Origin of the sequence: Duganella phyllosphaerae (assembly GCF_001758785.1) — a bacterium.
Classification (GTDB): domain Bacteria; phylum Pseudomonadota; class Gammaproteobacteria; order Burkholderiales; family Burkholderiaceae_D; genus Rugamonas; species Rugamonas phyllosphaerae.
Map to the genome: position 1 here is coordinate 1 of NZ_LROM01000134.1, position 22,415 is coordinate 22,415.

Annotated in this window: 20 protein-coding genes; 10 read left to right on the forward strand and 10 right to left on the reverse strand. The window is 64.1% G+C overall.

Annotated elements, in window-relative coordinates:
* The 5 genes from DUPY_RS22925 to DUPY_RS22945 all read right to left on the reverse strand — a co-directional run.
* The coding region (locus DUPY_RS22925) for a pilus assembly protein N-terminal domain-containing protein (RefSeq protein ID WP_371851817.1) at positions 1–570 on the reverse strand (570 nt) is incomplete at its 3' end.
* The gene (cpaB, locus tag DUPY_RS22930; protein ID WP_070251445.1) at positions 567–1,442 is read right to left on the reverse strand and encodes a Flp pilus assembly protein CpaB; all 876 of its coding nucleotides are present in this window, start codon (positions 1,440–1,442) and stop codon (positions 567–569) included. The genes cpaB and DUPY_RS22925, both read right to left, overlap by 4 nt.
* Positions 1,439–2,875, reverse strand: a complete 1,437-nt coding sequence (locus DUPY_RS22935) for a DUF8689 domain-containing protein (protein WP_070251447.1) — start codon at positions 2,873–2,875, stop codon at positions 1,439–1,441. The genes cpaB and DUPY_RS22935 overlap by 4 nt, the downstream gene beginning before the upstream one ends.
* Positions 2,876–2,988: 113 nt before the next feature.
* Positions 2,989–3,543, reverse strand: coding sequence for an A24 family peptidase (locus tag DUPY_RS22940; protein WP_070251450.1), 555 nt, complete (start codon positions 3,541–3,543; stop codon positions 2,989–2,991).
* A 57-nt stretch (positions 3,544–3,600) separates the two neighbouring features.
* The gene (locus tag DUPY_RS22945; protein ID WP_070251451.1) at positions 3,601–3,786 is read right to left on the reverse strand and encodes a Flp family type IVb pilin; all 186 of its coding nucleotides are present in this window, start codon (positions 3,784–3,786) and stop codon (positions 3,601–3,603) included.
* Between the two features lie 285 nt (positions 3,787–4,071).
* Between DUPY_RS22945 and DUPY_RS22950 the strand changes: the two genes are divergently transcribed.
* Positions 4,072–5,115: a GGDEF domain-containing protein gene (locus DUPY_RS22950; RefSeq protein WP_070251454.1), complete on the forward strand. Its 1,044-nt coding sequence runs from the start codon at positions 4,072–4,074 to the stop codon at positions 5,113–5,115.
* Here the strand turns inward: DUPY_RS22950 and DUPY_RS22955 are convergent.
* Entirely contained in the window at positions 5,112–6,329 is a 1,218-nt protein-coding gene (locus tag DUPY_RS22955; RefSeq protein ID WP_070251536.1) for an HD-GYP domain-containing protein, read from the reverse strand. The genes DUPY_RS22950 and DUPY_RS22955 overlap by 4 nt on opposite strands.
* A 143-nt stretch (positions 6,330–6,472) precedes the next feature.
* Here DUPY_RS22955 and DUPY_RS22960 point away from each other — a divergent pair, with 143 nt between their 5' ends.
* From DUPY_RS22960 to DUPY_RS22980, 5 genes are all read left to right on the forward strand, one after another.
* Positions 6,473–7,408, forward strand: coding sequence for a LysR substrate-binding domain-containing protein (locus tag DUPY_RS22960; RefSeq protein WP_070251455.1), 936 nt, complete (start codon positions 6,473–6,475; stop codon positions 7,406–7,408).
* Positions 7,409–7,734: 326 nt separating this feature from the next.
* On the forward strand, positions 7,735–11,313 hold the full coding sequence (locus tag DUPY_RS22965) for an indolepyruvate ferredoxin oxidoreductase family protein (protein ID WP_070251457.1): 3,579 nt from the start codon (positions 7,735–7,737) through the stop codon (positions 11,311–11,313).
* A gap of 12 nt (positions 11,314–11,325) precedes the next feature.
* On the forward strand, positions 11,326–14,613 hold the full coding sequence (gene icmF, locus DUPY_RS22970; protein WP_070251460.1) for a fused isobutyryl-CoA mutase/GTPase IcmF: 3,288 nt from the start codon (positions 11,326–11,328) through the stop codon (positions 14,611–14,613).
* A gap of 76 nt (positions 14,614–14,689) precedes the next feature.
* Positions 14,690–15,091, forward strand: coding sequence for a RidA family protein (locus DUPY_RS22975; RefSeq protein ID WP_307188206.1), 402 nt, complete (start codon positions 14,690–14,692; stop codon positions 15,089–15,091).
* Between the two features lie 159 nt (positions 15,092–15,250).
* Positions 15,251–16,330 (forward strand): type I restriction endonuclease, encoded by a 1,080-nt coding sequence (locus tag DUPY_RS22980; RefSeq protein ID WP_070251464.1) that lies wholly within the window; start codon positions 15,251–15,253, stop codon positions 16,328–16,330.
* Positions 16,331–16,504: 174 nt separating this feature from the next.
* Here the strand turns inward: DUPY_RS22980 and DUPY_RS22985 are convergent, their stop codons facing one another.
* Positions 16,505–17,518, reverse strand: coding sequence for a substrate-binding domain-containing protein (locus DUPY_RS22985; protein WP_070251466.1), 1,014 nt, complete (start codon positions 17,516–17,518; stop codon positions 16,505–16,507).
* Positions 17,519–17,531: 13 nt separating this feature from the next.
* Between DUPY_RS22985 and DUPY_RS28490 the strand changes: the two genes are divergently transcribed.
* Positions 17,532–17,699, forward strand: a complete 168-nt coding sequence (locus DUPY_RS28490; protein WP_167359102.1) for a hypothetical protein — start codon at positions 17,532–17,534, stop codon at positions 17,697–17,699.
* A gap of 147 nt (positions 17,700–17,846) precedes the next feature.
* Complete coding sequence (locus tag DUPY_RS22990) at positions 17,847–18,104, forward strand: hypothetical protein (protein WP_070251468.1); 258 nt, start codon at positions 17,847–17,849, stop codon at positions 18,102–18,104.
* 7 nt (positions 18,105–18,111) lie between these two features.
* Here the strand turns inward: DUPY_RS22990 and DUPY_RS22995 are convergent, their stop codons facing one another.
* The gene (locus DUPY_RS22995) at positions 18,112–19,206 is read right to left on the reverse strand and encodes an MBL fold metallo-hydrolase (RefSeq protein WP_070251470.1); all 1,095 of its coding nucleotides are present in this window, start codon (positions 19,204–19,206) and stop codon (positions 18,112–18,114) included.
* 82 nt (positions 19,207–19,288) lie between these two features.
* Here DUPY_RS22995 and DUPY_RS23000 point away from each other — a divergent pair, with 82 nt between their 5' ends.
* Positions 19,289–19,909 carry a TetR/AcrR family transcriptional regulator gene (locus tag DUPY_RS23000; protein ID WP_070251472.1) on the forward strand — a complete coding sequence of 207 codons (621 nt, stop codon included), beginning with the start codon at positions 19,289–19,291 and terminating at the stop codon, positions 19,907–19,909.
* Positions 19,910–19,983: 74 nt separating this feature from the next.
* Positions 19,984–20,286, forward strand: coding sequence for a hypothetical protein (locus DUPY_RS23005; protein ID WP_070251474.1), 303 nt, complete (start codon positions 19,984–19,986; stop codon positions 20,284–20,286).
* Here DUPY_RS23005 and DUPY_RS23010 read toward each other — a convergent pair.
* Both DUPY_RS23010 and DUPY_RS23015 read right to left on the reverse strand, forming a co-directional pair.
* A complete protein-coding gene (locus DUPY_RS23010; RefSeq protein ID WP_070251476.1) occupies positions 20,283–20,576 on the reverse strand; it encodes a 2Fe-2S iron-sulfur cluster-binding protein in 294 nt (97 codons plus the stop codon). The two genes, DUPY_RS23005 and DUPY_RS23010, sit on opposite strands and share 4 nt — an antisense overlap.
* Positions 20,577–20,621: 45 nt before the next feature.
* Positions 20,622–22,295, reverse strand: a complete 1,674-nt coding sequence (locus DUPY_RS23015) for a methyl-accepting chemotaxis protein (RefSeq protein WP_070251478.1) — start codon at positions 22,293–22,295, stop codon at positions 20,622–20,624.
* Between the last annotated feature and the right edge of the window lie 120 nt (positions 22,296–22,415).

Here is a 22,415-nt window from a genome sequence, read left to right on the forward strand (position 1 = left end):
ACACCCAGGCGGCCGCCGCACGAACGCCTGCGCCAGTTCCAGCACCCGCGCGGCCGCCTGGGTGTCGCTAACGGTGCCGCTCAAGACCAGCGTGTCGCCGGCGGCGGTGACCACGACCTGCTTTTGCGCCGGCATCAGCGCCGCCAGCGACGCCTGCAAGGCGCCGGGATCGATGCCCACCACCACCTCGACCACGTTGCAGATGCCGCTCCTGCCCTGCACGATCATATTGCTGGTGCCGATGTCGATGCCGGCCACGTACAGCGTATCGGGCGCTACCAGCATGGCTTCCAGCACGGCCGGGTTGCCCACACTGCGCGCGGCCACCGCCTCGGGCATGCGCATCAAGGTCGATTTACCCAGTTGCAGTGACAGATGTCCTGGTGCGGCGGCCTGGCCGGCGCAGCGCAAGGTGGCGTTGGCCGGTTCGGCCTTTTGCGCGTCCGCCGGCGCTGCGGCGCACACGGTGGCGATGGCCAGCGCCAGCATCGGCACCAACCGTCGCAGCAAAACCGGCGGCAGCGGCGACAAGTGCACGCGCAAGCACCGGGGGCGAGAGGACGTGTTCACAAACACTCCTGCTTGCGTTGCACGCCGGCGATCACGCCGACGCAATGGCGCGGCGGTGCGGCTGCCGCCAGGCGCGGACGCGACCCGGCCGCTGCCGCTGTCGCTACTGGTACTGGTGCTGGTGCTGGTGCCGCCGCAGAAACGGCGCCAGGCGACGCCGGTGCAGCCTCCGGCGCCGCCATGCCCAGCAACGACGCCTTGGTGGCGCCGTCGGTAGTGCCGGGGCGCGGATCGACCTGGTTGCGCAGCACCAGCGACAGCGTGCCCACGCTGCGCGCCAGGTCGAGGTTTTCGGCCTGGCCCGGCGTCACCTCGAGCGTGACGGCATTGACCACGCGCGGCTTGGTCTCGTCGCGCCCCACTTCCTGCGCCACCGCCAGCACCAGTATCCGTTCGAGCACGATCTTGGAAATCGCATTGTCGCCGCCGCGCGCCGACTGCGTGTTGACCAGGATGTCGACAAAATTGCCCGGCAACGCAAAGCCGGCAACGCCCACCACGTCGTTGACGCGCACGGTGATGGCGCGGTTGCCCTCGGTGATCAGCGCCGACAGCCCGCCCACGGTGCCGGCCGGCGCCAGCTTCGCTTCGCTGAGCGGCTCGTCGCGCAGTACGCTCGATTTGAGTACCCGGCCCACCAGCTTGACGGGATCGCGCAGGGCGCCGTGCGGCAGGCTGTCGGCCGGCCAGTCGAGCGTCTTCATCATCTCGGGCGCCAGCCGCTGGCCCAGGCTGACATCGGCGGCGGCCACCACGATGCGGTTGCCGGCGCCTGGCGCCTGGCCCAGCAGCCAGTGCGAGGCCAGCGCCACCGCTGCCAGTCCGAACACGACGGCCAGCGCCATCATCGACAGTGCGCGCCGGTTCTTCATACGATCTGCTGCGCCAGTTGGCCGATCAGCGGCAGCGCCAGGTCGTCGTCGACCGGCGCCGATGTTGAGCAGGCGAACATGCTGGTCCAGGCCTGGTCCAGCGCGGCGATGGTGAGCCGGGGCGGGGTGCCATTGAAGCCGGCAAAATCGACGATGCGGCCGACAATCTCGTGCGGATACGCGGCCAGCAGCGGCAGTGCGCTGCCGGCGTGCAGCTCGTCGACCAGGTAGCGCAGGGCGGCGTCGTCGTACAGCACCCCGGCGGTCAGGCACTGCTGGCGGAACAGCGCGCGGTAGCCGGCCGCACCCAGCGCGCTCACAGGAATCTTGTAGCCCACGCGGCGCAGCGCTGGCGCGTCGAGCAGCGTGTCCGGCGCCAGGCTGGTGGCAAACACCAGCCGCATGCGGCACGGCGCCTCGAAGTGGTAGCCGCCGGCCAGCGTCAGCTGGCTGCGGCGCAGTTCCTGGGCCTGGGCAAACCGGTTGAGCAGTTCGGTGGCGGCGATGCGCTGGCGTCCCAGGTCGTCGACGATCAAGAGGCCGTTGTTGGCCTTGAGCTGCGGCGCGGCGCGGTAGCAGCCGTTGGGCGTGTCCGCCTGCAGGTCGAGCATGTCGGCGGTGACGTCGGCGCCCAGCGCCACCACCGGGCGCTGGCACTGCACCCAGCGCGTATCGACGCCGCGGCGCTCGCTGGCCGGACGGCTGTGGCGCGCCTGCGGCCCGAGCGGCCCATGCAGCCCATGTGGCCCATGCGGAGGCAGATGCACCTGCGGATCGTAGACCTGTACCACGTCCTGTCCCACCAGCAGCGCGTACGGTACCGCCACCATGCCTTGTTGCAGCGCGCCGAGCTTGCGCGCCAGGGTGGACTTGCCGCTGCCCGACGGCCCGTACAGCAGCATGGTGCGCCCGGCGTGCATGGCCGCGCCCAGCATTTGCAACACGCCGGGCGCCAGCAACTGGTCGGCCAGTTCTGCGGCCAGTTCTGCGCCCAGCTCGTCGGCTTCCAGCGCCGACGCCGGCAGCGACTGGCGCTCGACCATGGCGCGGTAGGCTTCCAGCGTGACCGGCGCCGGCCCGGTATAGCGGCAGCGCTCCATCCAGCCGCTGGCGCGCTGCTTGCCGCCCGCCGTCAGCTGGTACTGGATGTCGATATCGGATTCGCCGCGCCACGCCACTTCGGCCACGTGCTCGACGACCATGAAGTCGAGCACCTCGCGCAGCACCGTGATCGGCAGGTGCAGCCGGGTGGTCAGCACCGGCAGGTGCGTCTTACCGGCCAGCAACAAAGCCCTGGCCACCAGTTCCACCACGAACTGCTGCGGCAGGCCGGTGTCGCGCAGCGAGCGCGGTGGCGGCGGCAGCACGCAGGCCGGGTCGGCGTCGGCCAGGGGAAGCGGGGCAGAATAAGGTGAGGAATCGAGGCTGAGCATGACTGTTCTCCGCGCTGCTGTCAGAACTGCTGAAATGTTTCACTAAGGAACTGAGTCTATCGAGACTTGCCCGGCGGATATTGACCCGGAGCAAGAAGGCGCCAACCGGGCGATTAACGATGCGGCCACGCCACAACCGCCACCGTCGCCAGCGCAATCGCCACGCCGTAGGGCATGCCACCCACGCTGGCGATGGTCTCGCGCGGCAGCGGCGCCAGCGGCAGGCCTACCAGGCGGCCCAGCCACGGCTGCACCAGGCGCCACAAGTTGCGGCCCAGCTGGCGCGCGATGGCCAGGCCCGTGCCTTGACGCCAGCCGTGCCACACCAGCGTGGCCAGCGCCAGCGGCGCGCCCAGCAGGTAAGTCAGCAGCGCCACGTGCAGTACTGCTTGCGGCCCCACAAAGGCGCCGACCATGGCGATGAGCTTGACGTCACCGGCCGCCATGCCACGCAGCAGGTACAGCGGCAACAACAGGAAAAATCCGGCCAGCAGGCCGGTCAGCCAGTGCATCAGCGCGGCCAATGGCGGCCCGGCCAGTCCGTGCAGGACCAGCGCCAGCGCCAGGCCGCTCACCACCAGGATATTGGGAATCTTGCGCAGCGCCAGGTCGGTCACTGCCGCCTGCGCAACGAGCCAGAGCACCAGCAGTTCGAGCGCGGTCCACATGGATGCTCCGAAAAGAAAAGGCTTTCCAGCCCGGACAGCGACTGGAAAGCCGTGCCGTCAAGCGTTATGCGCGGCGATCTCGGTCGAGATCTTTTCGAAAGCGTCTTTCAACGCCGGCGAAAGGAACGAGAACGCCGCAATGACCGCAGCGACCATGGTGGCGGCAATCAGGCCATACTCGATGGCGGTGATGCCCTCCTCGTCGGACGCAAACACTTTTGCAGCTGCAATAAGCGATGTCATGATGAACTCCCGTAAAGGTGGAAAGAAAGACCCTGGCGCGGTAGCAGCACGGCGGCGGTGGGTTGCCGTCGCTGCGCCATTGGAATTCACTATACGGAGCCTTCTGATGGGAGAGTTGACATGAGACAAGTTTTCCTTGAGGAACTATTTTGCAAGCGCAAGGAATCGTTCGTTTGCCCTGCTATAGTTTTTTTTCGCACACAAGAATTGCCTTGATTGCAAAAAGATATTATCCTGCTCAGCTTGCCTAGCCGCACAGGACAGCGTTTTTCTCCAGAGAAGAAAATGGATTCCCTACTGAAACACATGGTGGACATGACCGGCCACCGCGATCATACGATGCTCGACATCTCGGTGATCTCGGCGGTGCAGGAACTCGCCCAAGCCAGCCGCACCCGGGTGCTGACCCTGGCCATTGTTCGCGGCAAGATCTTCGTGCGTCCGCGTGCGCAGATTACCGCCGGCGAGGCCGCCACCATGGTCGATACGTCGGACCTCCAGCAGCCGGGCGAGCCAATCGGGAGTTATCCGGCGCTGGCGGCCTGCCTGGCCCGCCACGAGGCCAGCGCGGCAGTGGCCAACGACAACGGCAGCCACACGCTGTGGCTGCCGATCTGGCTCGGCGACAAGGCCGACACCTGCCTCGAAATCGTCCATCCCACGCCCTACACCAGCGCCACCATTCAGGTGATCGGCGGCGTGGTCAGCGTGTACCGCAACTTCCAGAACCTGCTCGACTACAGCGAACGCGATTCGCTTACGGGCCTGCTCAACCGCAAGACCTTCGACGACCAGCTGGCCAAGATGCTGGCCGCCAGCGCCGACCAGGACTCGCTGACCCTGCCCGGCGAACTGGAGCGTCGCCAGCACGGCGACGAGGAACGGCAATGGCTGGCGGTGGTCGACGTCGACCATTTCAAGCATGTCAACGACCGCTTCGGCCATTTATATGGCGACGAGGTGCTGATCCTGATCGCCAACCTGCTCAACACGTCGTTCCGCGCGCAGGACCGGGTGTTCCGCTTCGGCGGCGAAGAATTCGTGGTACTGCTGCGCGGCACCACGCTCGACAATGCCAGGAAAATCATCGAACGCTTCCGCCAGAACGTGGCCGCGCACGATTTCCCGCAAGTGGGCAAGGTGACGGTGAGCGTGGGTTTTGTCAGCATCACCGCGTTCGAGCCGCCGGTCATCGTGCTGGGCCGCGCCGACCAGGCGCTGTACTACGCCAAGAGTCACGGCCGCAACCTGGTGTGCCACTACGACGAGCTGCTCAGCGAAGGGTTGTTGCAGAGTACCGAGTCGAACGATACCGCCGAGTTCTTCTAGGCCAGGGTTAAAAAGCGCATCGGATCGACGTTCCACTTGGCGGCCGATTCGTGGCCGACGATCTTGTCGGCGCCGCCAAAGCCGAGCCCGCGCGACAGGTCGACCATCTCCGGCTTGATGTACACATTCTGCTTGGTGTTGAAAAACACGTTGACCTTGGGCGCCAGCAGGTTGGTTTCGTGCGGCTCGATCACCACGCCCAGCCGGCCCGACTCCAGCATCACCATGGTTCCCACCGGATAAATCCCCACGCAGCGCATGAATTCCTGTGCATATTGCGGATTGAAATGGTGCTTGCTCCACTCGTAAATCTTGCGCAGCGCGGCAGCGGCCGGCATGCCCTTGTGATAGCAGCGGTCCGAGGTGATGGCGTCGTACACATCGACGATGGCCGCCATTTGCGCCATGTCGCTGATCTGGCCCTCGGCCTGGTGGCCGGGATAGCCGCTGCCGTCGCGCCGTTCGTGGTGGTGCAAGGTGATGTCGAGCGGAATCGGGCCGATGTCGGGCGACTGGCGCAGCAGGTCGTAGCCGTCCTGCGGGTGGCGGCGGATGATCTCGTATTCCTCGTCGGTGAGCGGCCCCGGCTTGTTGAGGATGGCGTCGGGCACCAGCGCCTTGCCGGTGTCGTGCAGCAGCCCGCCCAGGCCGGCCTGGTGGGTGGTCTCGGCGTCAAGACTGCGCGAGCGGCAAAACGCCACCAGCAAGGTGCACACGCTGACCGAGTGCAGGAACGTGTAATCGTCGGCGGTTTTGATGCGCAGCAGCCCGGTCAGCGCACCGGGGTTGCGCAGGATCGATTCGGTAATGCTTTGCACCACCGGCTCCACCAGGTCGAGTTCGATGGCCTTGCCCAGCCGGGCATCCTGCATCACCGTGCGCACCAGGGCGGATGCCTGGTGGCGGATTTGCGTGGCGCGCCGCATCTCCTCGCCCAGCGCCACCCGCGTGACCACCGGCGCCTTGGCGATCAGTTCGATGATTTCGCGCTCGGTGGCGGCCTGCGCCTCGGCCAGCGTGGGCGCTTCCACGTCCAGCCCTCTGGAACTGTCGATCACCACGTCGTGGATGCCGGCGTTGATGATCTTGCGGATCTCCGCTTCGGTGGTGATCGTGAAACGGTTGCGCACGAACGGGTGGGCCATCCAGTCGCAACTGAGGTCCTGGATGAACATGCCCACCTTGAGCTGCGATGCATCGACTTTCTTGAACATACCGGCACCCATTATAAGGCTGGAAGACGTGCTGAAAACGTGAATCGAGTATAACAAATAGTTTCCCATCAGGATCATCCGGCACCGGTGCTACACTGTACGGCCCTGTCTTTCACCGCGCTTGTCGGGCTGCTGCAACAAACATGGAACTGCGCCAACTTCGCTATTTTGTTGCTATCGTCGATCACGGCTCGCTGTCGCGCGCGGCGCTGGCGCTGCACGTGGCGCAGCCGGCACTGACCCAGCAGCTGCGCCAGCTCGAGGACGAACTGGGCGTGCAACTGCTGCACCGCTCGGCGCAAGGCATGCTCAGCAATGACGCCGGCAAGATTTTCTACGAACACGCGCAGGCCATCCTCAAGCAGGTGGCCGATGCCCGCTCGGCGGTCGTCCAATCGGCCGAGCGCCCCGGCGGCAGCGTCACCCTGGGGCTGCCGCACAGCATTTCCGGCGCACTGGCCTTGCCGCTGCTCACCGCCAGCCGCGCCCGCTACCCGGAAATCACGCTGCAACTGACCGAGGAACTGACCGGCAACCTCAACGAACAACTGCGCTCGGGCCGGGTGAACCTGGCGGTGCTGTTCGACGATGGCCAACTGGGCCAGTTTGCCACCACGCCGCTGGTGGAAGAGGAACTGCGCTTCATCTGCCGCGCCGACGCGCCGTATGCGCTGGGCCAGCCTGCCCTCACCTTGCAGGAAGCCGTCGCCACCCCGCTCATCCTGCCTGGCTTGCAGCACGGCGTGCGCCCGCGCATCGAGAGCGTGCTGCGCAGCGCCGGCCTGGTCCTGTCGTCGGTGATCGAAATCAATTCGATTGCAATTTTAAAATCGGCGCTGCTGGCCGACCTAGGTGCCACGATTTTGCCGTCGGCGCCGGTGCTCGACGAATTACAGCGCGGTACCCTGCGCGCGCAGGCCATCTGCGACCCGGCGATCTCGCGCACGGTGGTGCTGTGCGCGTCGAAAAACATTCCTCTCACCACCGCTGCCCATGCGGTCAGCACGCTGGTGCGGCAAGTGTGCGCCGACTTGTGTGCCGATGGCGCCTGGCCCGGCGCCGCCGTGATCGACGGCTGAGCACAAGTCACGAACCGCCAGCCGCCAGCCGCCAGCCCAAGATCCGTCATCCCCGCGCAGGCGGGGATGACGGATTCACAGTTACGGGCGATCCGGGACCGCGCAGCCGCAGCACAGCGCCAACCCCATCACTTTTCCTTATACCCCCATCCGAAAACGGTATTTCCACGCCGAGCGCGAACGCGCCCATACTGCGCTACAACGCAGATAATTTAAGCCTAAACTATCTGCGAGCGCCGCCACCACGCGGCCCATAGCGCCATCGCGGTGCGCCTACCCGGCGCTGCTGCGACTGCGCAAGAACGGCACATCACGGAGACACCGCCATGCCAGACGACACCACCGGGCGCGCGCTGACTGACGCCCACCCATCCGGGCTTCCCGACGGCAGCGCTGCCGTCAACCTCGACGTCGGCCTCGACGACAAATACACCGCCACCAGCGGCCCCATTTTCCTGTCCGGCATCCAGGCGCTGGTGCGCCTGCCGCTGATGCAGCGCGTGCGCGACCAGGCTGCTGGCTTGAACACTGCCGGCTTCATTTCCGGCTACCGCGGCTCGCCGCTCGGGGGCCTCGACGAAAACCTGTGGAAGGCGCAGCCCCACCTGGCCGCGCACCACGTGCAGTTCGTGCCCGGCGTCAACGAAGACCTGGCGGCAACTGCCGTGTGGGGCTCGCAGCAGGTGGACCTGATCGGTGAAGCAAAATACGACGGCGTGTTTGCCATGTGGTACGGCAAAGGCCCGGGCGTGGACCGCTGCGGCGACGTCTTCAAGCACATGAACCATGCCGGCACCTCGCAGCATGGCGGCGTGCTGCTGGTGGCCGGCGACGACCATGGCGCGTATTCGTCCACCCTGCCGCACCAGTCCGACCATTTGTTCTCGGCCTCGATGATCCCGGTGCTCTACCCGTGCAATGTGCAGGAATACCTGGACCTCGGCGTGCATGGCTGGGCCATGTCGCGCTTTTCCGGCTGCGTGGTGGCGTTCAAGGCGCTGGCCGACACGGTGGAATCATCGGCCTCGGTCGATGCCGATCCGTTCCGCGTGCAGGTGAAGATTCCGCAGGACTTCGTCATGCCCGAAGGCGGCCTCAATGCGCGGCTGTCGAGCATTCCGCTGGGGCGCCAGGCGCGCAACCAGGAAGCGCTGATGCAGGACTATAAAATCTACGCGGCGCTGGCCTATGCGCGCGAAAACCGCCTCAACCACACCACCATCACCAGCCCGGACGCCAAGCTCGGCATCATCGCCTCGGGCAAATCGTACCTGGACGTGCTCGAAGCGCTCGAAGAACTGGGCATCGACGAAGCCATGGCCGCCAGGGTGGGCCTGCGCCTGTTCAAGGTGGCCATGCCGTGGCCGCTGGAACCGGACAGCGTGCGCGAGTTCGCGCAGGGCCTCGACGAAATCCTGGTGGTCGAAGAAAAACGCCAGATCGTCGAGTACCAGCTCAAGGAACAGCTGTACAACTGGCGCGACGACGTGCGCCCGCGCGTGATCGGCAAGTTCGACGAAAAGGGCGAATGGGTGGCGCCGCGCGGCGAATGGCTGCTCACGTCCAAGGCCGATTTCTCGGTGTCGCAGGTAGCGCGCGTGATCGCCAGCCGCATCAAGCGCTTCGACCTCGACGCCGCCACGTGCGAGCAGATCGCCGCCCGGCTCGACTTCCTCGACGCCAAGGACGCGGTCTTGACGCGTGCCGTCAACACGCCGTTCCGTCCGGCGTTCTACTGCTCCGGGTGCCCGCACAACACGTCCACCAAGGTGCCCGAAGGCAGCCTGGCGCTGGCCGGCATCGGCTGCCACGTGATGGCCACGTCGATCTACCCGGAATTCAACAAGCTCACCACCCACATGGGCGGCGAAGGCGCGCCGTGGATCGGCCAGGCCGCGTTTTCCACCATTCCGCATGTATTCCAGAATCTCGGCGATGGTACCTATTTCCACTCCGGTTACCTGGCCATTCGCGCCGCGCTGGCGGCCAAGGTCAACATCACCTATAAAATTTTGTACAACGACGCGGTAGCCATGACCGGCGGCCAGCCGGTGGACGGCATCACGTCGGTGCCGCTGATCGCTCGGCAAATGGCCGCCGAAGGCGTGCAGCGCATCGCGCTCGTGACCGAAGACCTGGCCAGCTACCAGGACCGCAGCGCCCTGCCTGCCCACATTACCTTGCACGACCGCAAGGACATGGACGCGGTGCAGCGCGAACTGCGCGAAGTGCCGGGCGTGTCGGTGCTGATCTACGACCAGACCTGCGCGGCTGAAAAACGCCGCCGCCGCAAGAAGGGCGAGTACCCGGACGTGGCCAAGCGCATGGTCATCAACGACGCCGTGTGCGAAGGCTGCGGCGACTGCGGCGTGCAGTCGAACTGCGTCTCGATCCTGCCCAAGGAAACCGAGTTTGGCCGCAAGCGCACCATCGACCAGTCGTCGTGCAACAAGGACTATTCGTGCGCCAAGGGCTTCTGCCCGAGTTTCGTCACGGTGGAAGGCGGCATGCTCAGGAAGAGCCGCGCCGGGGCTGTGTCGGCCAACAAGGTTGATGACTTCGGGCCTTTGCCCCTGCCAATTTTGCCCTCGTGCGACCAGCCGTACAACATCCTGATCAACGGCATCGGCGGCACTGGCGTGATTACAGTGGGCGCGCTGATGGGCATGGCCGCGCACCTGGAGGGCAAAGGCGCGTCGGTGCTCGACATGACCGGCATGTCGCAGAAAAACGGTTCGGTGACGTCGCATGTGAAAATCGCCCGCACCCCGGCCCACCTGCGCGCCCAGCGCATCGCCACCGGCGAGGCCGACCTGGTGCTCGGCTGCGACATGCTCACCGCCGGCGCCGCTGATGCGATTTCCAAGATGCGCGCCGGCCGCACGCTCGCCGTGGTGAACCTGCACCAGCAGCCACCAGGCACGTTCGCGCAGGACGCCGACTGGCAGTACCCGGCCGAGGAAGTGCAGGCGCTGATCGCGCAATCGGTGGGCGATAACGCTGCCGACTTCATCGACGCGACCAAGTTGGCCACGGCGCTGATGGGCGACTCGATCGCCGCCAACCTGTTCATGCTCGGCTATGCGTGGCAACGCGGCCGCATTCCGCTGTCCGAAGCGGCGCTGTTGCGCGCGATTGAACTCAATGGCGTCGGTGTGGCGTCGAACAAGCACAGCTTCCTGTGGGGCCGGCGCGCGGCAGTCGACCTGGTGCGGGTGGAGCGCGTGGCCACGCCAGCGAAGTCGGTCGTGCTGCACATGCCGCAAAGCCTGGACGCCATCATCGGCAAACGCGTAGCGTTCCTCACCGCCTACCAGGACGCCGCTTACGCCGCCCGCTACACCGACCTGGTGACGCAGGTGCGCGAACGTGAGACCGCGCTGGGGCTGGGCACCAAGCTGTCCACGGCGGTAGCGAAATACTACTTCAAGTTCATGGCCTACAAGGACGAATACGAAGTGGCGCGGCTGTACACCGATGGCAGCTTTGTCGAACAACTGAAGCAGCAGTTCGAAGGCGATTTCTCGGTCAAGTTCAATCTGGCCCCGCCGCTGATGGCAAAAAAGGACGCCAAGGGCCACCTGGTCAAGGCGGAATTCGGTTCGTGGATGTGGAAGGCGTTCGCGCTGCTGGCCAGGTTCAAGGGCTTGCGTGGCGGCGCGTTTGACGTCTTCGGCTATACCGCCGAGCGCAGGATGGAACGTGCGCTGGTCATCGAATATCGCGAGATGGTGCAGGCGCTGCTGGCGCAACTCACGCCCGATAACCACGCGCTGGCCGTGGAACTGGCCGCACTGCCGGAAAAAGTACGGGGCTTCGGCCACGTGAAGGAACAGGCTGTCGCCACCTTCCGCACCGATAAAGCACGCCTGCTGGCGCAGTTTGCACAGCTGCGCGCAGCATAGAAAGGACATGCAATGAACGATCTTTCCACGCCCAAGCTGGCCGCCGTGCCGGAACACCAGGCGCCGGCCAACAAAATCCGCTTCGTTACCGCCGCCTCGCTGTTCGACGGCCACGATGCCTCGATCAACATCATGCGCCGCATCCTGCAATCGAACGGTGTCGAGGTGGTGCACCTGGGTCACAACCGCTCGGTCGATGAGGTGGTCACCGCCGCGCTGGCCGAAGATGTGCAAGGCATCGCCATTTCCAGCTACCAGGGCGGCCACGTCGAATATTTCAAGTACATGATCGACCTGCTGCGCCAGCGCGGCGGCGCCCACATCAAGGTGTTCGGTGGCGGCGGCGGCGTGATCGTGCCGGAAGAAATCGCCGAGCTGCACGCGTATGGCGTCACCCGCATCTTCAGCCCCGAGGACGGCCAGCGCATGGGCCTGGTCGGCATGATCCAGTGGATGGTGGCGCAGTGCGATATCGACCTGTCGCAGTATTCGCCGACGTCGCTCGCGCCGCTGAAAGATGGCGAGGTGGCCGACCGCCACCGGCCGCTGGCACAACTGATCACCGCGCTCGAGAACGACCGCGCGGGCGCCCCGCTGCGCGCCGAACTGCTGGCGGCAGCTGCCGGCCTGGCGGTGCCGGTACTGGGCATCACCGGCACCGGCGGCGCCGGCAAATCGTCGCTGACCGATGAGCTGATACGCCGCATCCGCCTCGACCAGGGCGACGCCTTGCACATTGCCGTGATCTCGATCGACCCGTCGCGCCGCAAGTCCGGCGGCGCGCTGCTCGGCGACCGCATTCGCATGAACGCCATCAACCCGTGGAACGGGCTATCGCGCGTGTTCATGCGCTCGCTGGCCACGCGCGACGCCGGCTCCGAGATTTCGCAAGCGCTGCCTGACGTGATTGCCGCCTGCAAGGTGGCCGGCTTTGATTTGGTGATCGTGGAGACGTCCGGTATCGGCCAGGGCGACGCGGCCATCGTGCCGCACGTCGATGTGTCGATGTACGTGATGACGCCGGAATTTGGCGCCGCCTCGCAGCTGGAAAAAATCGACATGCTCGATTTTGCCGACATCATCGCCATCAACAAGTTCGACCGCAAGGGCGCCCTCGATGCGCTGCGCGACGTCGCCAAGCAGTACCAGCGCAACCGCGAACTATGGAGCACCCCGTCGCACGAGATGCCGGTGTATGGCACGCAAGCTTCGCGCTTCAACGACGACGGCGTCACGGCCCTGTACCAGGGCCTGCTGCCGCTGCTTGGCCGCTTCGGCCTGCGCACGACCGCCGGCAAGCTGGCCATGGAAAGCGCGCGTCATTCCAGCGGCAAGAACGTGATCGTGCCGCCCGCCCGCGCGCGCTACCTGGCCGAGATTGCCGACAACGTACGCGGCTACCACCGCCACACCCGCAAGCAGGTCACCCTGGCGCGCGAACGCCAGCAGCTGGCGGAGTCGAAGCGCATGCTGGCCGCTGCCGGCAAGGTTGTCGATTTTGATGACGTGATCCTGGAACGCGACAGCGCCATGGATGCGGGCGCGAAAAAACTGCTGGCACAGTGGCCGGCACTGCAGGCCGCGTACGCCGGCGACGATTACGTCACCACCATCCGCGACAAGGAATTGCGCACCAAGCTGGTCCAGCATACCTTGTCGGGCACGCGCATCCGCAAGGTGGCGCTGCCGCGCTACGAGGACCATGGCGAGGTATTGCGTTTCCTGATGCTGGAAAACGTGCCCGGTTCGTTCCCGTTCACCGCCGGCGTATTCCCGTTCAAGCGCGAGGGCGAGGACCCTACCCGCATGTTCGCCGGCGAGGGCGACGCCTTCCGCACCAACCGCCGCTTCAAGCTGGTCTCCACCGGCATGGACGCCAAGCGATTGTCCACCGCCTTCGATTCGGTCACGCTGTACGGCGCCGATCCGGCGCTGCGCCCCGACATCTACGGCAAGGTGGGCAACTCGGGCGTGTCGATCGCCACGCTCGACGACATGAAGGTACTGTACGACGGTTTCAACTTGTGCAGCCCATCGACGTCGGTCTCGATGACCATCAACGGCCCGGCGCCCACCATCCTGGCCATGTTCATGAACACGGCCATCGACCAGCAGATCGACCAGTTCGCCGCCGAACACCAGCGCCAGCCCGACGCCGAAGAGGCAGCGAAGATCCGCGCCTGGGTGCTGCAAAACGTGCGCGGCACGGTGCAGGCCGACATCCTAAAGGAAGACCAGGGCCAGAACACCTGCATCTTCTCCACCGAGTTTTCGCTGAAGGTGATGGGTGATATCCAGCAGTATTTCGTCGACCACCAGGTACGCAATTTTTATTCGGTATCGATCTCCGGGTATCACATCGCCGAAGCGGGCGCCAACCCGGTTTCGCAGCTGGCGTTCACGCTGTCGAACGGTTTGACCTTCGTGGAAGCGTACCTGGCGCGCGGCATGCACATCGACGATTTTGCGCCGAACCTGTCGTTCTTCTTCTCCAACGGCATGGACCCGGAATACACGGTGCTGGGCCGCGTGGCGCGCCGTATCTGGGCCGTGGCCATGCGCGACAAGTACGGCGCCAACGACCGCTCGCAAAAGCTCAAGTACCACGTGCAGACGTCGGGCCGCTCGCTGCACGCGCAGGAGATCGACTTCAACGACATCCGCACCACCTTGCAGGCGCTAATCGCCATCTACGACAACTGCAACTCGCTGCACACCAACGCCTACGACGAAGCGATCACCACGCCCACCGACGAATCGGTGCGCCGCGCGCTGGCGATCCAGCTGATCATCAACCGCGAGTGGGGCCTGGCGAAAAACGAGAACCCCAACCAGGGCGCCTACATCCTCGACGAGCTGACCGACCTGGTGGAAGAGGCGGTGCTGCAGGAGTTCGAACGCATCGCCGAACGCGGCGGCGTGCTGGGCGCGATGGAAACCGGCTACCAGCGCGGCAAGATCCAGGAAGAGTCGATGCTGTACGAGCACCAGAAGCACGACGGCACCCTGCCGATCGTCGGCGTGAACACCTTCCGCAATCCGAAAGGCAGCGAAGCGCCGCAAAAGATCGAACTGGCGCGCTCCACCGACGACGAGAAGCAGTCGCAGTTGCAGCGCCTGGCCGACTTCCACGCACGCCACGCCAGTGCAGCGCCGCAAGCGCTGGCAGCGTTGCAGCAGGCCGCCATCGACAACGCCAACGTGTTCGAGAAGCTGATGGACGCGGTGCGCGTGTGTTCGCTGGGGCAGATCACCACGGCCCTGTTCGAGGTGGGAGGACAGTATCGCCGCAATATGTAAGCCTGCATGCAAGCGCGCTTGACCTCAACTTAAATTGAGGTTTTAGACTGGCGGGATGATTATCGAGGAGGCTTCCATGCAATTCATCAATCCCGCACACCTGTACGACCCGCGCCCCAACGGCTACACCCACGTCGTCATCGCCCAGGCTCCCGCACGCCTGGTGTACATCGCCGGCCAGGGCGGCGAGGACATCAACGGCGTGCTGTCGGAAGATTTCGCCACGCAGGTCGAACAAGCGCTGAGCAACTTGCGCGCCGCTCTCCAAGCGGCCGACGCCACCCTGGCGCAAGTGGCCAAGATCACCGTCCTGATCGTCGATCACGACGAAGCCAGGCTGGCCATCTTCAGCACCGCGCTACGCACCGCCTGGAGCGATGCCCCACCACCGGCTTGCACCCTGATCCCGGTGCCACGGCTGGCGCTCGATGGCATGTTGTTCGAGATTGAGGCGACGGCAGTCATGGCGCAGTCTTGAACTTCATCCAATACCACTGTCTCCTTTAAGTCACCCGGATAATTTTTATTGAATTTCATAAATATTTTATTGCTAAATATTTACGAATTATGTAAGACTCGGTTATCTATCTGAAAAGACCGCACAGGCCTCTTTTAACTTAGCCAACCAGGGAACCGTATGGATTTAATCGATCAGCTCAGAGCACTGGCATCCCGCGTCGCCGCGTCCAAGGACATTATCCAGACGGAGGAGGCAACCAAGAACGCAATGATCATGCCTTTCATCCAGCTATTGGGTTACAACGTCTTCGATCCGTTGGAGGTCACTCCCGAACTGATCGCTGACATCGGGACTAAAAAAGGCGAGAAAGTCGATTATGCGGTACTACTCGAGGGAAAGCCGATCATGCTTTTCGAGTGCAAAAAAAGCGGTGCTGACCTGCATATCAATCATGCCAGCCAGCTGTTCAGATATTTTCATGTAACCGCTGCACGTTTTGGCGTACTCACCAACGGCTTGATCTACAAGTTCTTTACGGACTTGGAGCAGCCCAACAAAATGGATGAGAAACCTTTTTTTGAATTCAATATTTTGGATTTCAAGGAACGCGACGTCGACGAGTTGAAAAAATTCGCCAAAACGATGTTCAACATCGACACCATCCTCACTACCGCTAACGATCTCAAGTACACCCGAGCCATCCAGAATCGCCTGGCGGAATGGATGCTCAACCCGTCGGAAGAGTTCGTGCGTTTATTGGCAACGGATATGCTGAGCGGCAAGCGATTTACGCCAACAGTCAAGGATCAGTTCACGATCATTACCAAGCGGGCATTTGAACAATTGTTGGGAGAGCGTATCAACGAGCGGCTCAAGGGCGCCATGACGCCTGAAAAATCGCTGGTCCCGGAGCAAGCTCCCGTCATGCTGCCTGAAGAGCTGGAACAAAACCTGGTCGTCACCACGGCAGAAGAAATCGAAGGATTGCACATGATCAGGTCGATACTGCGTGACGTGGTCAACCCACGCAGAATCGTCATGCGCGACTCGCAGAGCTACTGCGCCATTCTGCTTGACGATAACAACCGCAAACCGATTTGCCGGCTGCGCTTCAATAATTTGCAAAAGCTGTCGCTCGGGTTATTCAACGACAAAAAAGAAGAAGAGCGAGTATCGCTGGAGCACTTGGACGACCTTTACAAATATGCCGAACAGCTGAAGGCAACGGTACAGCTGCACCTGCCCACAGCCGCCTGAGAATTCCATCTGAGCGCCAGAATAGCACTTGAGCCAAGCCTCGAATGCTATTCACTTTGCTATTCAAAACCGCGGTTTCTTCTACGAGAACCCACGAAAATTTGCTATTCACTTTCTGCCGCTCTCTGCTGGCCTAACAAGATTGACCTGCCCCGTTACCGCTGAACGACAGCATCAATTCTCGCTGCACACCCCGATCGTCGCCCCAGGCAACAGCACCGGCTGCCACATTTCCTGCAAGTCGGTGGCCGGGGTGCCGTTCACCAGCGCCAGCAGCATTTCGATCATGCGGGCGCCGGCTTTGGCCGGTTCGGGCTGGTCGATGGTGGCGACGTTGGCGCCGGCCAGGGAGTCGGCCATGCTGCCCCACACCACTACCGACATGTCCTTGCCCATCTCGATGCCGGCGTCGCACATGGCGCGCACCACGCCGGCGCCAGACATGTGGTTGTCGACGATGACCGCGCTCGGCCGTGGCGAACATGCCAGCAGCTGCTGCATGGCGGTATGGCCGCTGCGGCGGTCGATGCAGTCGGCGACCAGGTAGCGCGGATCGACCGCCAGGCCGGCAGCGGCCATCGAGGCCATGAAGCTGTCGCGCCGTTCGCGGGCGAAATTCATGTCGAGCGAGGCGCTCACCATCGCCACCCGGCGGTGACCGAGCGCCAGCAGGCGCTCGAGCGCCAGTTCCACGCCGGCGGCATGGTCGTAGTCGAACCAGGCGTACGGCGCATCCTGCTGGGTGCGGCCGTGGGCGATGAAGGGGAACTTGGCCTGGGTGAGAAAGGCGATGCGCTCGTCGTGCACCAGCGTGCGCGCAACCACCAGGCCATCGACGCGGCGACCGCGCACGATCTGCTGGTACGCGCGCTGCTCGGTGCCGGGCGAGACCGGGGCAAGGATCAGGTTCTTGTTGAAGGCCTCTAACGCGCCGGACATGCCAGCCACCACGTCAAGAAACATCGGGTCGGCCAGGTCGGACGTGAGCAGGGGGAAGATCAGGCCATATACATTGCTGCGTCCGAGCGCCAGGCTGCGCGCCATGGGATTGGGCTGGTAGCCGGCGTCCTGGGCCGCCTTGAGCACGCGTTCGCGGGTTTTGACGTTGACTTCGGGATACCCGTTCAGGGCCCGGCTCACGGTCGTTTTCGACATCCCGAGAAAATTAGCGAGGCGCTGCAAGTTCATAGGGTAACATTCAATGTTGATCATTGATTATAGCGGCGCCGCCAACGCTGCCGCCATGACAACAGATGTTAATCGCAATAAATACAACAAAAACCGCCGAAAAACCTGCTGGCCACGCGCCAGGCAGCAGGTCCACCACATTTCATGTTGCCGCCTTGCCTTTTTGGTTTTTCTGGCCTAATCTTTAGTTGCGTGATATCAAATCTGCATTGCCATGCCCGAGCTTTTGGCTTGAGGGGAAAAATTCGTGGTTAACGTAACTTCTATTAACGCAGTGCAATCCGCCGTGGTCCGGGCCGAGCGCCAGGTACAGCAGGGGGAAACACGCGTGAACCAGGATGCGGCGCGCCTGGACCAGAGCGAAAGTCAGCTCAGCCGCGACCGCGAAGCGCTGGCGCAAAACCAGCGCGAGAGCACCCGGGCCGCGCGTCCGGCGCCCGAGCCCGCGCCTGCGGTCAACCTCAACCGCGCCATCGAAAACCCGTCGCGCGCCGAGCAAGTGCTGCCGGGACTGCTTGCCGCCAGCCGGCCCCAGGTCAATGCACTGGGCCAGACCATCGGCAAGTTCATCAACACTACCGCCTGAACTTTTCTCAGGCCGCTGCCTCGCGCGCGGCCGCCTCCTGCGCCACCAGCGGCGCCCACCACTGCTGCTGCGCCACGGCCGCCAATGGCGCCATGATGGACATCGGCATGCCGATTTCCGGCGTGGCCAGCGGCAGACGGCGTTCGGCCGCCAGTTCGGCAATGCGGGAAAACGGATCGTGCCACGGGTGCAGCGACAGGTCGAACGTGCCGTTATGGATCGGCAGCATCACCTTGCCACGCAGGTCGATATGGGCTTGCAGCGATTCCTCGGGCTGCATGTGGACGTCGGGCCATTGCGGATCGTAGGCGCCGGTTTCCACCATGGTCAAATCGAACGGGCCATAGCGGCGGCCGATTTCCTTGAAGCCGTCGAAGTAGCCGCTGTCGCCGGAAAAGAAGATGCGCGCCTCGCGGTCCTCGATCACGAACGACGCCCACAAGGTCTTGTTGCGGTCGGTCAGGCCGCGGCCCGAGAAATGCTGGGTGGGCGTGGCCAGCAGGCGGATGTTGCCGACCTGCGTGCCTTGCCACCAGCCCAGCTGGCGTACCTTGCCTGCCGGGATGCCCCAATCGATCAGGCGGTCGCCCACGCCCAGCGGGGTGATGAAGTATTCGGTCCTGGGCGCCAGCGCCATCACCGCCGCGTAGTCGAGGTGGTCGTAATGGTCGTGCGACAGGATGATGCCCTTGAGCGGCGGCAGGTCTTCCAGGCTGATGGGCGGCTGGTGAAAACGCTTGGGGCCGGCCCACTGCAGCGGCGAGGCGCGCTCCGAGAACACCGGATCGGTGAGCCAGAAGGCGCCGTCGAGCTTGAGCAGCACGGTCGAGTGGCCCAGGCGGTAAAGGGTGCGATCCGGAGCAGCCAGTAATTGCTGCTGCGTCATCGCATGAACGGGTATGGCGGCGCGCGGTACGGTGTCTGCGGGCTTGTCGAACATCATGCGCACCATGATGCTCAGTCCCTTGAGCAGTCCCATCTTGTGCATCCGGGCCGGGTTGCGGAAGCGGCCATCGCGCATGCGCGGCGCGCCGGGCGCGGTGACGGTCAGGGCGTCGAGGTCGTTGGTGGCAGCCTCTGCTATACCGGATGGATAAGCCATGGGAATCCTCGAAGTGAAAAATACACTACACAGTGTAGTTCCGTTTTTTGAAAAAGTAAACTATCGGGTGTAAAATAGTCGGATGAATGTTCCCATCAAGCTTACCGACCGCAAGCGCCAGGCCATCGTCGATGCAGCCATTGCCGAGTTCCGCGCCAGCGGTTTCGAATCGACCAGCATGGACAAGGTTGCCGCCACGGCCGGCGTGTCCAAGCGCACCGTGTACAACCACTTCCCCAGCAAGGACGAGCTGTTTGCGCACATCCTGCAGCAACTGTGGTGCAGCACCTCGTCGCTGGAAGACACGCCGTACGACAGCGCCCTGCCGCTGCGCGCGCAGTTGCTCGACATGTTGTGGAAAAAGATGGCAATGCTCGAGGATGCCTACTTCCTCGACCTGGCGCGGGTAGCCATTGCCGAGGCGATCCACTCGCCCGAGCGCGCCCACGACATGGTCGCGCGCCTGAGCGCCAAGGAAGAAGGCATCACGCGCTGGCTGCGCGCCGCCCAAGCGGACGGCAAGCTGCGCCCGGCCGACCCGGTGCTGGCCTCGCACATGTTGCAAGGACAACTCAAGACCTTCGCCTTCTGGCCGCAGGTCACGCTCAACCAGCCGCCGCTCGACCTGGCCACCCAGACCACGGTGGTGGAGGCGACGGTGGACATGTTCCTGGCCTATTACGGAACGCATGTTGCGGGATAAATAGGCGCAAAGCAGCGCGGCATTGCGGGCGTTTGGCTAAAATGACATGGCGTCAACTACCATCGGAGCCCCGCATGTCGATTACGCCACAAGAGCTGGAACTGCTGATGCAGGAAGTGGAGCAGGATGATCCGATCGATTTCGCCGACCTGCCGTTCGCGGAAGAAGAACTGCGCGGCCTGATCGCCAACCACCTGTGCGAGATGGCCGAGGCCATGGACAACTTCAGCGAGGAAGACAAACAGCTGACTTTGCTGGCCGTGGCAGCCAAGCTGGTGCTGGAAAACCTGGTGCTGCACATCCAGCTGCTGCGCCGTCACGGCGTGCCGCTCAGCGCCTCCACCGACGCCCTGCTCGACCGCCTGAGGAAGGGCTAAGCAACCTTCTTGGCGGCGGGCGCCGCGATAACCAGATCGGTATCGGCCACCGCCACGCAAGGCAGGATGTAGCCCTCGCGCTTTTCGTCCAGGCTCACGCCGGGCCAGGCGATGGTGTAGCGGACCGCGCCGGACTCCAGGCGACAGAGACAGGTGCGGCAGGTGCCGTTGCGGCACGAGCTGGGCAGGCGGATGCCGGCCTGCTGCGCTGCCGCCAGCACGGTGGCGCCAGCGTCAGCCGCGAAGGTCCAGCCCTGCCCGGCCAAGGTAATCGTGATGGTGCCGTCCATGCCGTGGTGTTCTGATCGAAACCGTCATGATACGGCACGTCCCCCCTAGTTGTGGGCCACCAGCTTGGGCTTGGCACGGGGGGGGGCGGAGGCGGGCGCGGGCCGCGCCACCGGCGTGGCGGGACGGGCGCCGGCGCGCGCCGCATGCTGGAGCTTGAACACGGCCATCGCCTGCGACACGTTGCGCGCCTGCTCGACCAGGTTGCCGGCGGCAGCGGCGGCCTGCTCCACCAGCGCAGCGTTTTGCTGGGTGATGTCGTCGATCTGGATTACGGCCTGGTTGACCTGGCCGATGCCGGTGCTCTGCTCGCGCGTGGAGTGCGAAATCTCGGCCATCACGCGCGAGACCTTGCTCACCGATTCGATCACCTGGCCCATGGTTACGCCGGCGCTGTTGGTCAGCGCGGTGCCAGCCTGCACCTTGGAGATCGACATGTCGATCAGGGTCTTGATTTCCTTGGCGGCCGTGGCCGAACGCTGGGCCAGGCTGCGCACTTCGGACGCCACCACCGCAAAACCGCGACCCTGCTCGCCGGCGCGTGCCGCTTCCACCGCCGCGTTGAGGGCCAGGATATTGGTCTGGAAGGCTATGCCGTCGATCAGGCCGATGATGTCGAGAATCTTGGTGGACGAGGTGCTGATGTCGCCCATGGTGGTGACCACCTGCGAGACGATGTCGCCACCGTGCGCGGCCACCTGCTTGGCCTCTTCGGCCAGCTGGTTGGCGCTGGCGACGTTGTTGGCGCTTTGCTGCACGGTGGACGTCAGCTGCTCCATGCTCGACGCTGTCTCCTGCAGGCTCGACGCCTGCGACTCGGTGCGGCCCGACAAATCCATATTGCCATTGGCAATTTCAGTGGTAGCGGTGGTGATTTCGGCAAAGTTGGCGCGCACGTCGCCGATGATGCTGTGCAGGTTGATATTGGTCTGGCGCAGCGCGGCCAGCAAGCGGCCCATCTCGTCGTCGCGGCGCACCTCAATGGTGGCGGTCAGGTCGCCGCCGGCCATCATGCGCGCGGCCTTGGTGGCATGCTTGAGCGGCAGCGCCACGTTGGCATACAGGCTGCGGCCGAACAGCACCATGCCGGCAATCGTTGCCAGCGCAATGCCGCCGAGCCAGCCGCGCGACTGCTGCAGCGTGGTGTCGCCCAGGGTGAACAGGCACAGCGCCAGCACCAGCATGGCGCCAGCGCCCACCGCCGTGGCCAGCGCAATTTGCTGGTTGAGCGACATCGCCAGCGACTGCTTCATGCGCGCGAACGCGCCGCCGGATACCCCGCGGCCGTTCTGGATGCGCATGCCGCGCGGATTGCCGGCCTTGAATTCACGGTACAGGGCATCGGCCGCGCGTACTTGCTCACGCGACGGCTTGGTGCGCACCGACAGGTAGCCCACCTGCTTGCCCTGCTCGATGACGGGCGTGACATTGGCCAGCACCCAGTAGTAGTCGCCGTTCTTGCAGCGGTTCTTCACCAGCCCGGTCCACGGCATGCCGGCCTTGATGGTGGCCCACAGGTCGGCAAACGCTTCGACCGGCATGTCGGGATGACGCACGATGTTTTGCGGCGCGCCCATCACTTCCGCCTCGGTAAAACCGCTCACTTCGAGAAAATACGGGTTGGCGTAATTGATATTGCCCTGCAAATCAGTGCTGGAGACGATGGTTTTACCGTCGTCCATGATGTATTCGTTCTGAGTGACGGGGGTGTTGACGCGCATGGCGGTTCCTCGGTGGCTTGCTTGTTCTGGATGGGAAAAATATTGACGACTTATGAGAGCAAGAAGGCGGACCGGGGGTTGGGGCGCGCCACAGGACTTGGCCTGAGAACGCAGGATAAG

What these genes read in the sequence shown, in the direction of transcription:
- DUPY_RS22980 (WP_070251464.1), top strand. Translation starts at nt 15,251, where the DNA reads ATGGATTTAATCGATCAGCTCAGAGCACTGGCATCCCGCGTCGCCGCG.
- DUPY_RS22965 (WP_070251457.1), top strand. Translation starts at nt 7,735, where the DNA reads ATGCCAGACGACACCACCGGGCGCGCGCTGACTGACGCCCACCCATCC.
- DUPY_RS22985 (WP_070251466.1), bottom strand. Translation starts at nt 17,518, where the DNA reads ATGAACTTGCAGCGCCTCGCTAATTTTCTCGGGATGTCGAAAACGACC.
- DUPY_RS23005 (WP_070251474.1), top strand. Translation starts at nt 19,984, where the DNA reads ATGTCGATTACGCCACAAGAGCTGGAACTGCTGATGCAGGAAGTGGAG.
- DUPY_RS22960 (WP_070251455.1), top strand. Translation starts at nt 6,473, where the DNA reads ATGGAACTGCGCCAACTTCGCTATTTTGTTGCTATCGTCGATCACGGC.
- DUPY_RS22955 (WP_070251536.1), bottom strand. Translation starts at nt 6,329, where the DNA reads ATGTTCAAGAAAGTCGATGCATCGCAGCTCAAGGTGGGCATGTTCATC.
- DUPY_RS22950 (WP_070251454.1), top strand. Translation starts at nt 4,072, where the DNA reads ATGGATTCCCTACTGAAACACATGGTGGACATGACCGGCCACCGCGAT.
- DUPY_RS22935 (WP_070251447.1), bottom strand. Translation starts at nt 2,875, where the DNA reads ATGCTCAGCCTCGATTCCTCACCTTATTCTGCCCCGCTTCCCCTGGCC.
- DUPY_RS28490 (WP_167359102.1), top strand. Translation starts at nt 17,532, where the DNA reads ATGTTGATCATTGATTATAGCGGCGCCGCCAACGCTGCCGCCATGACA.
- DUPY_RS22940 (WP_070251450.1), bottom strand. Translation starts at nt 3,543, where the DNA reads ATGTGGACCGCGCTCGAACTGCTGGTGCTCTGGCTCGTTGCGCAGGCG.
- DUPY_RS22945 (WP_070251451.1), bottom strand. Translation starts at nt 3,786, where the DNA reads ATGACATCGCTTATTGCAGCTGCAAAAGTGTTTGCGTCCGACGAGGAG.
- cpaB (WP_070251445.1), bottom strand. Translation starts at nt 1,442, where the DNA reads ATGAAGAACCGGCGCGCACTGTCGATGATGGCGCTGGCCGTCGTGTTC.
- DUPY_RS23015 (WP_070251478.1), bottom strand. Translation starts at nt 22,295, where the DNA reads ATGCGCGTCAACACCCCCGTCACTCAGAACGAATACATCATGGACGAC.
- DUPY_RS22995 (WP_070251470.1), bottom strand. Translation starts at nt 19,206, where the DNA reads ATGGCTTATCCATCCGGTATAGCAGAGGCTGCCACCAACGACCTCGAC.
- DUPY_RS23010 (WP_070251476.1), bottom strand. Translation starts at nt 20,576, where the DNA reads ATGGACGGCACCATCACGATTACCTTGGCCGGGCAGGGCTGGACCTTC.
- icmF (WP_070251460.1), top strand. Translation starts at nt 11,326, where the DNA reads ATGAACGATCTTTCCACGCCCAAGCTGGCCGCCGTGCCGGAACACCAG.
- DUPY_RS22975 (WP_307188206.1), top strand. Translation starts at nt 14,690, where the DNA reads ATGCAATTCATCAATCCCGCACACCTGTACGACCCGCGCCCCAACGGC.
- DUPY_RS23000 (WP_070251472.1), top strand. Translation starts at nt 19,289, where the DNA reads ATGAATGTTCCCATCAAGCTTACCGACCGCAAGCGCCAGGCCATCGTC.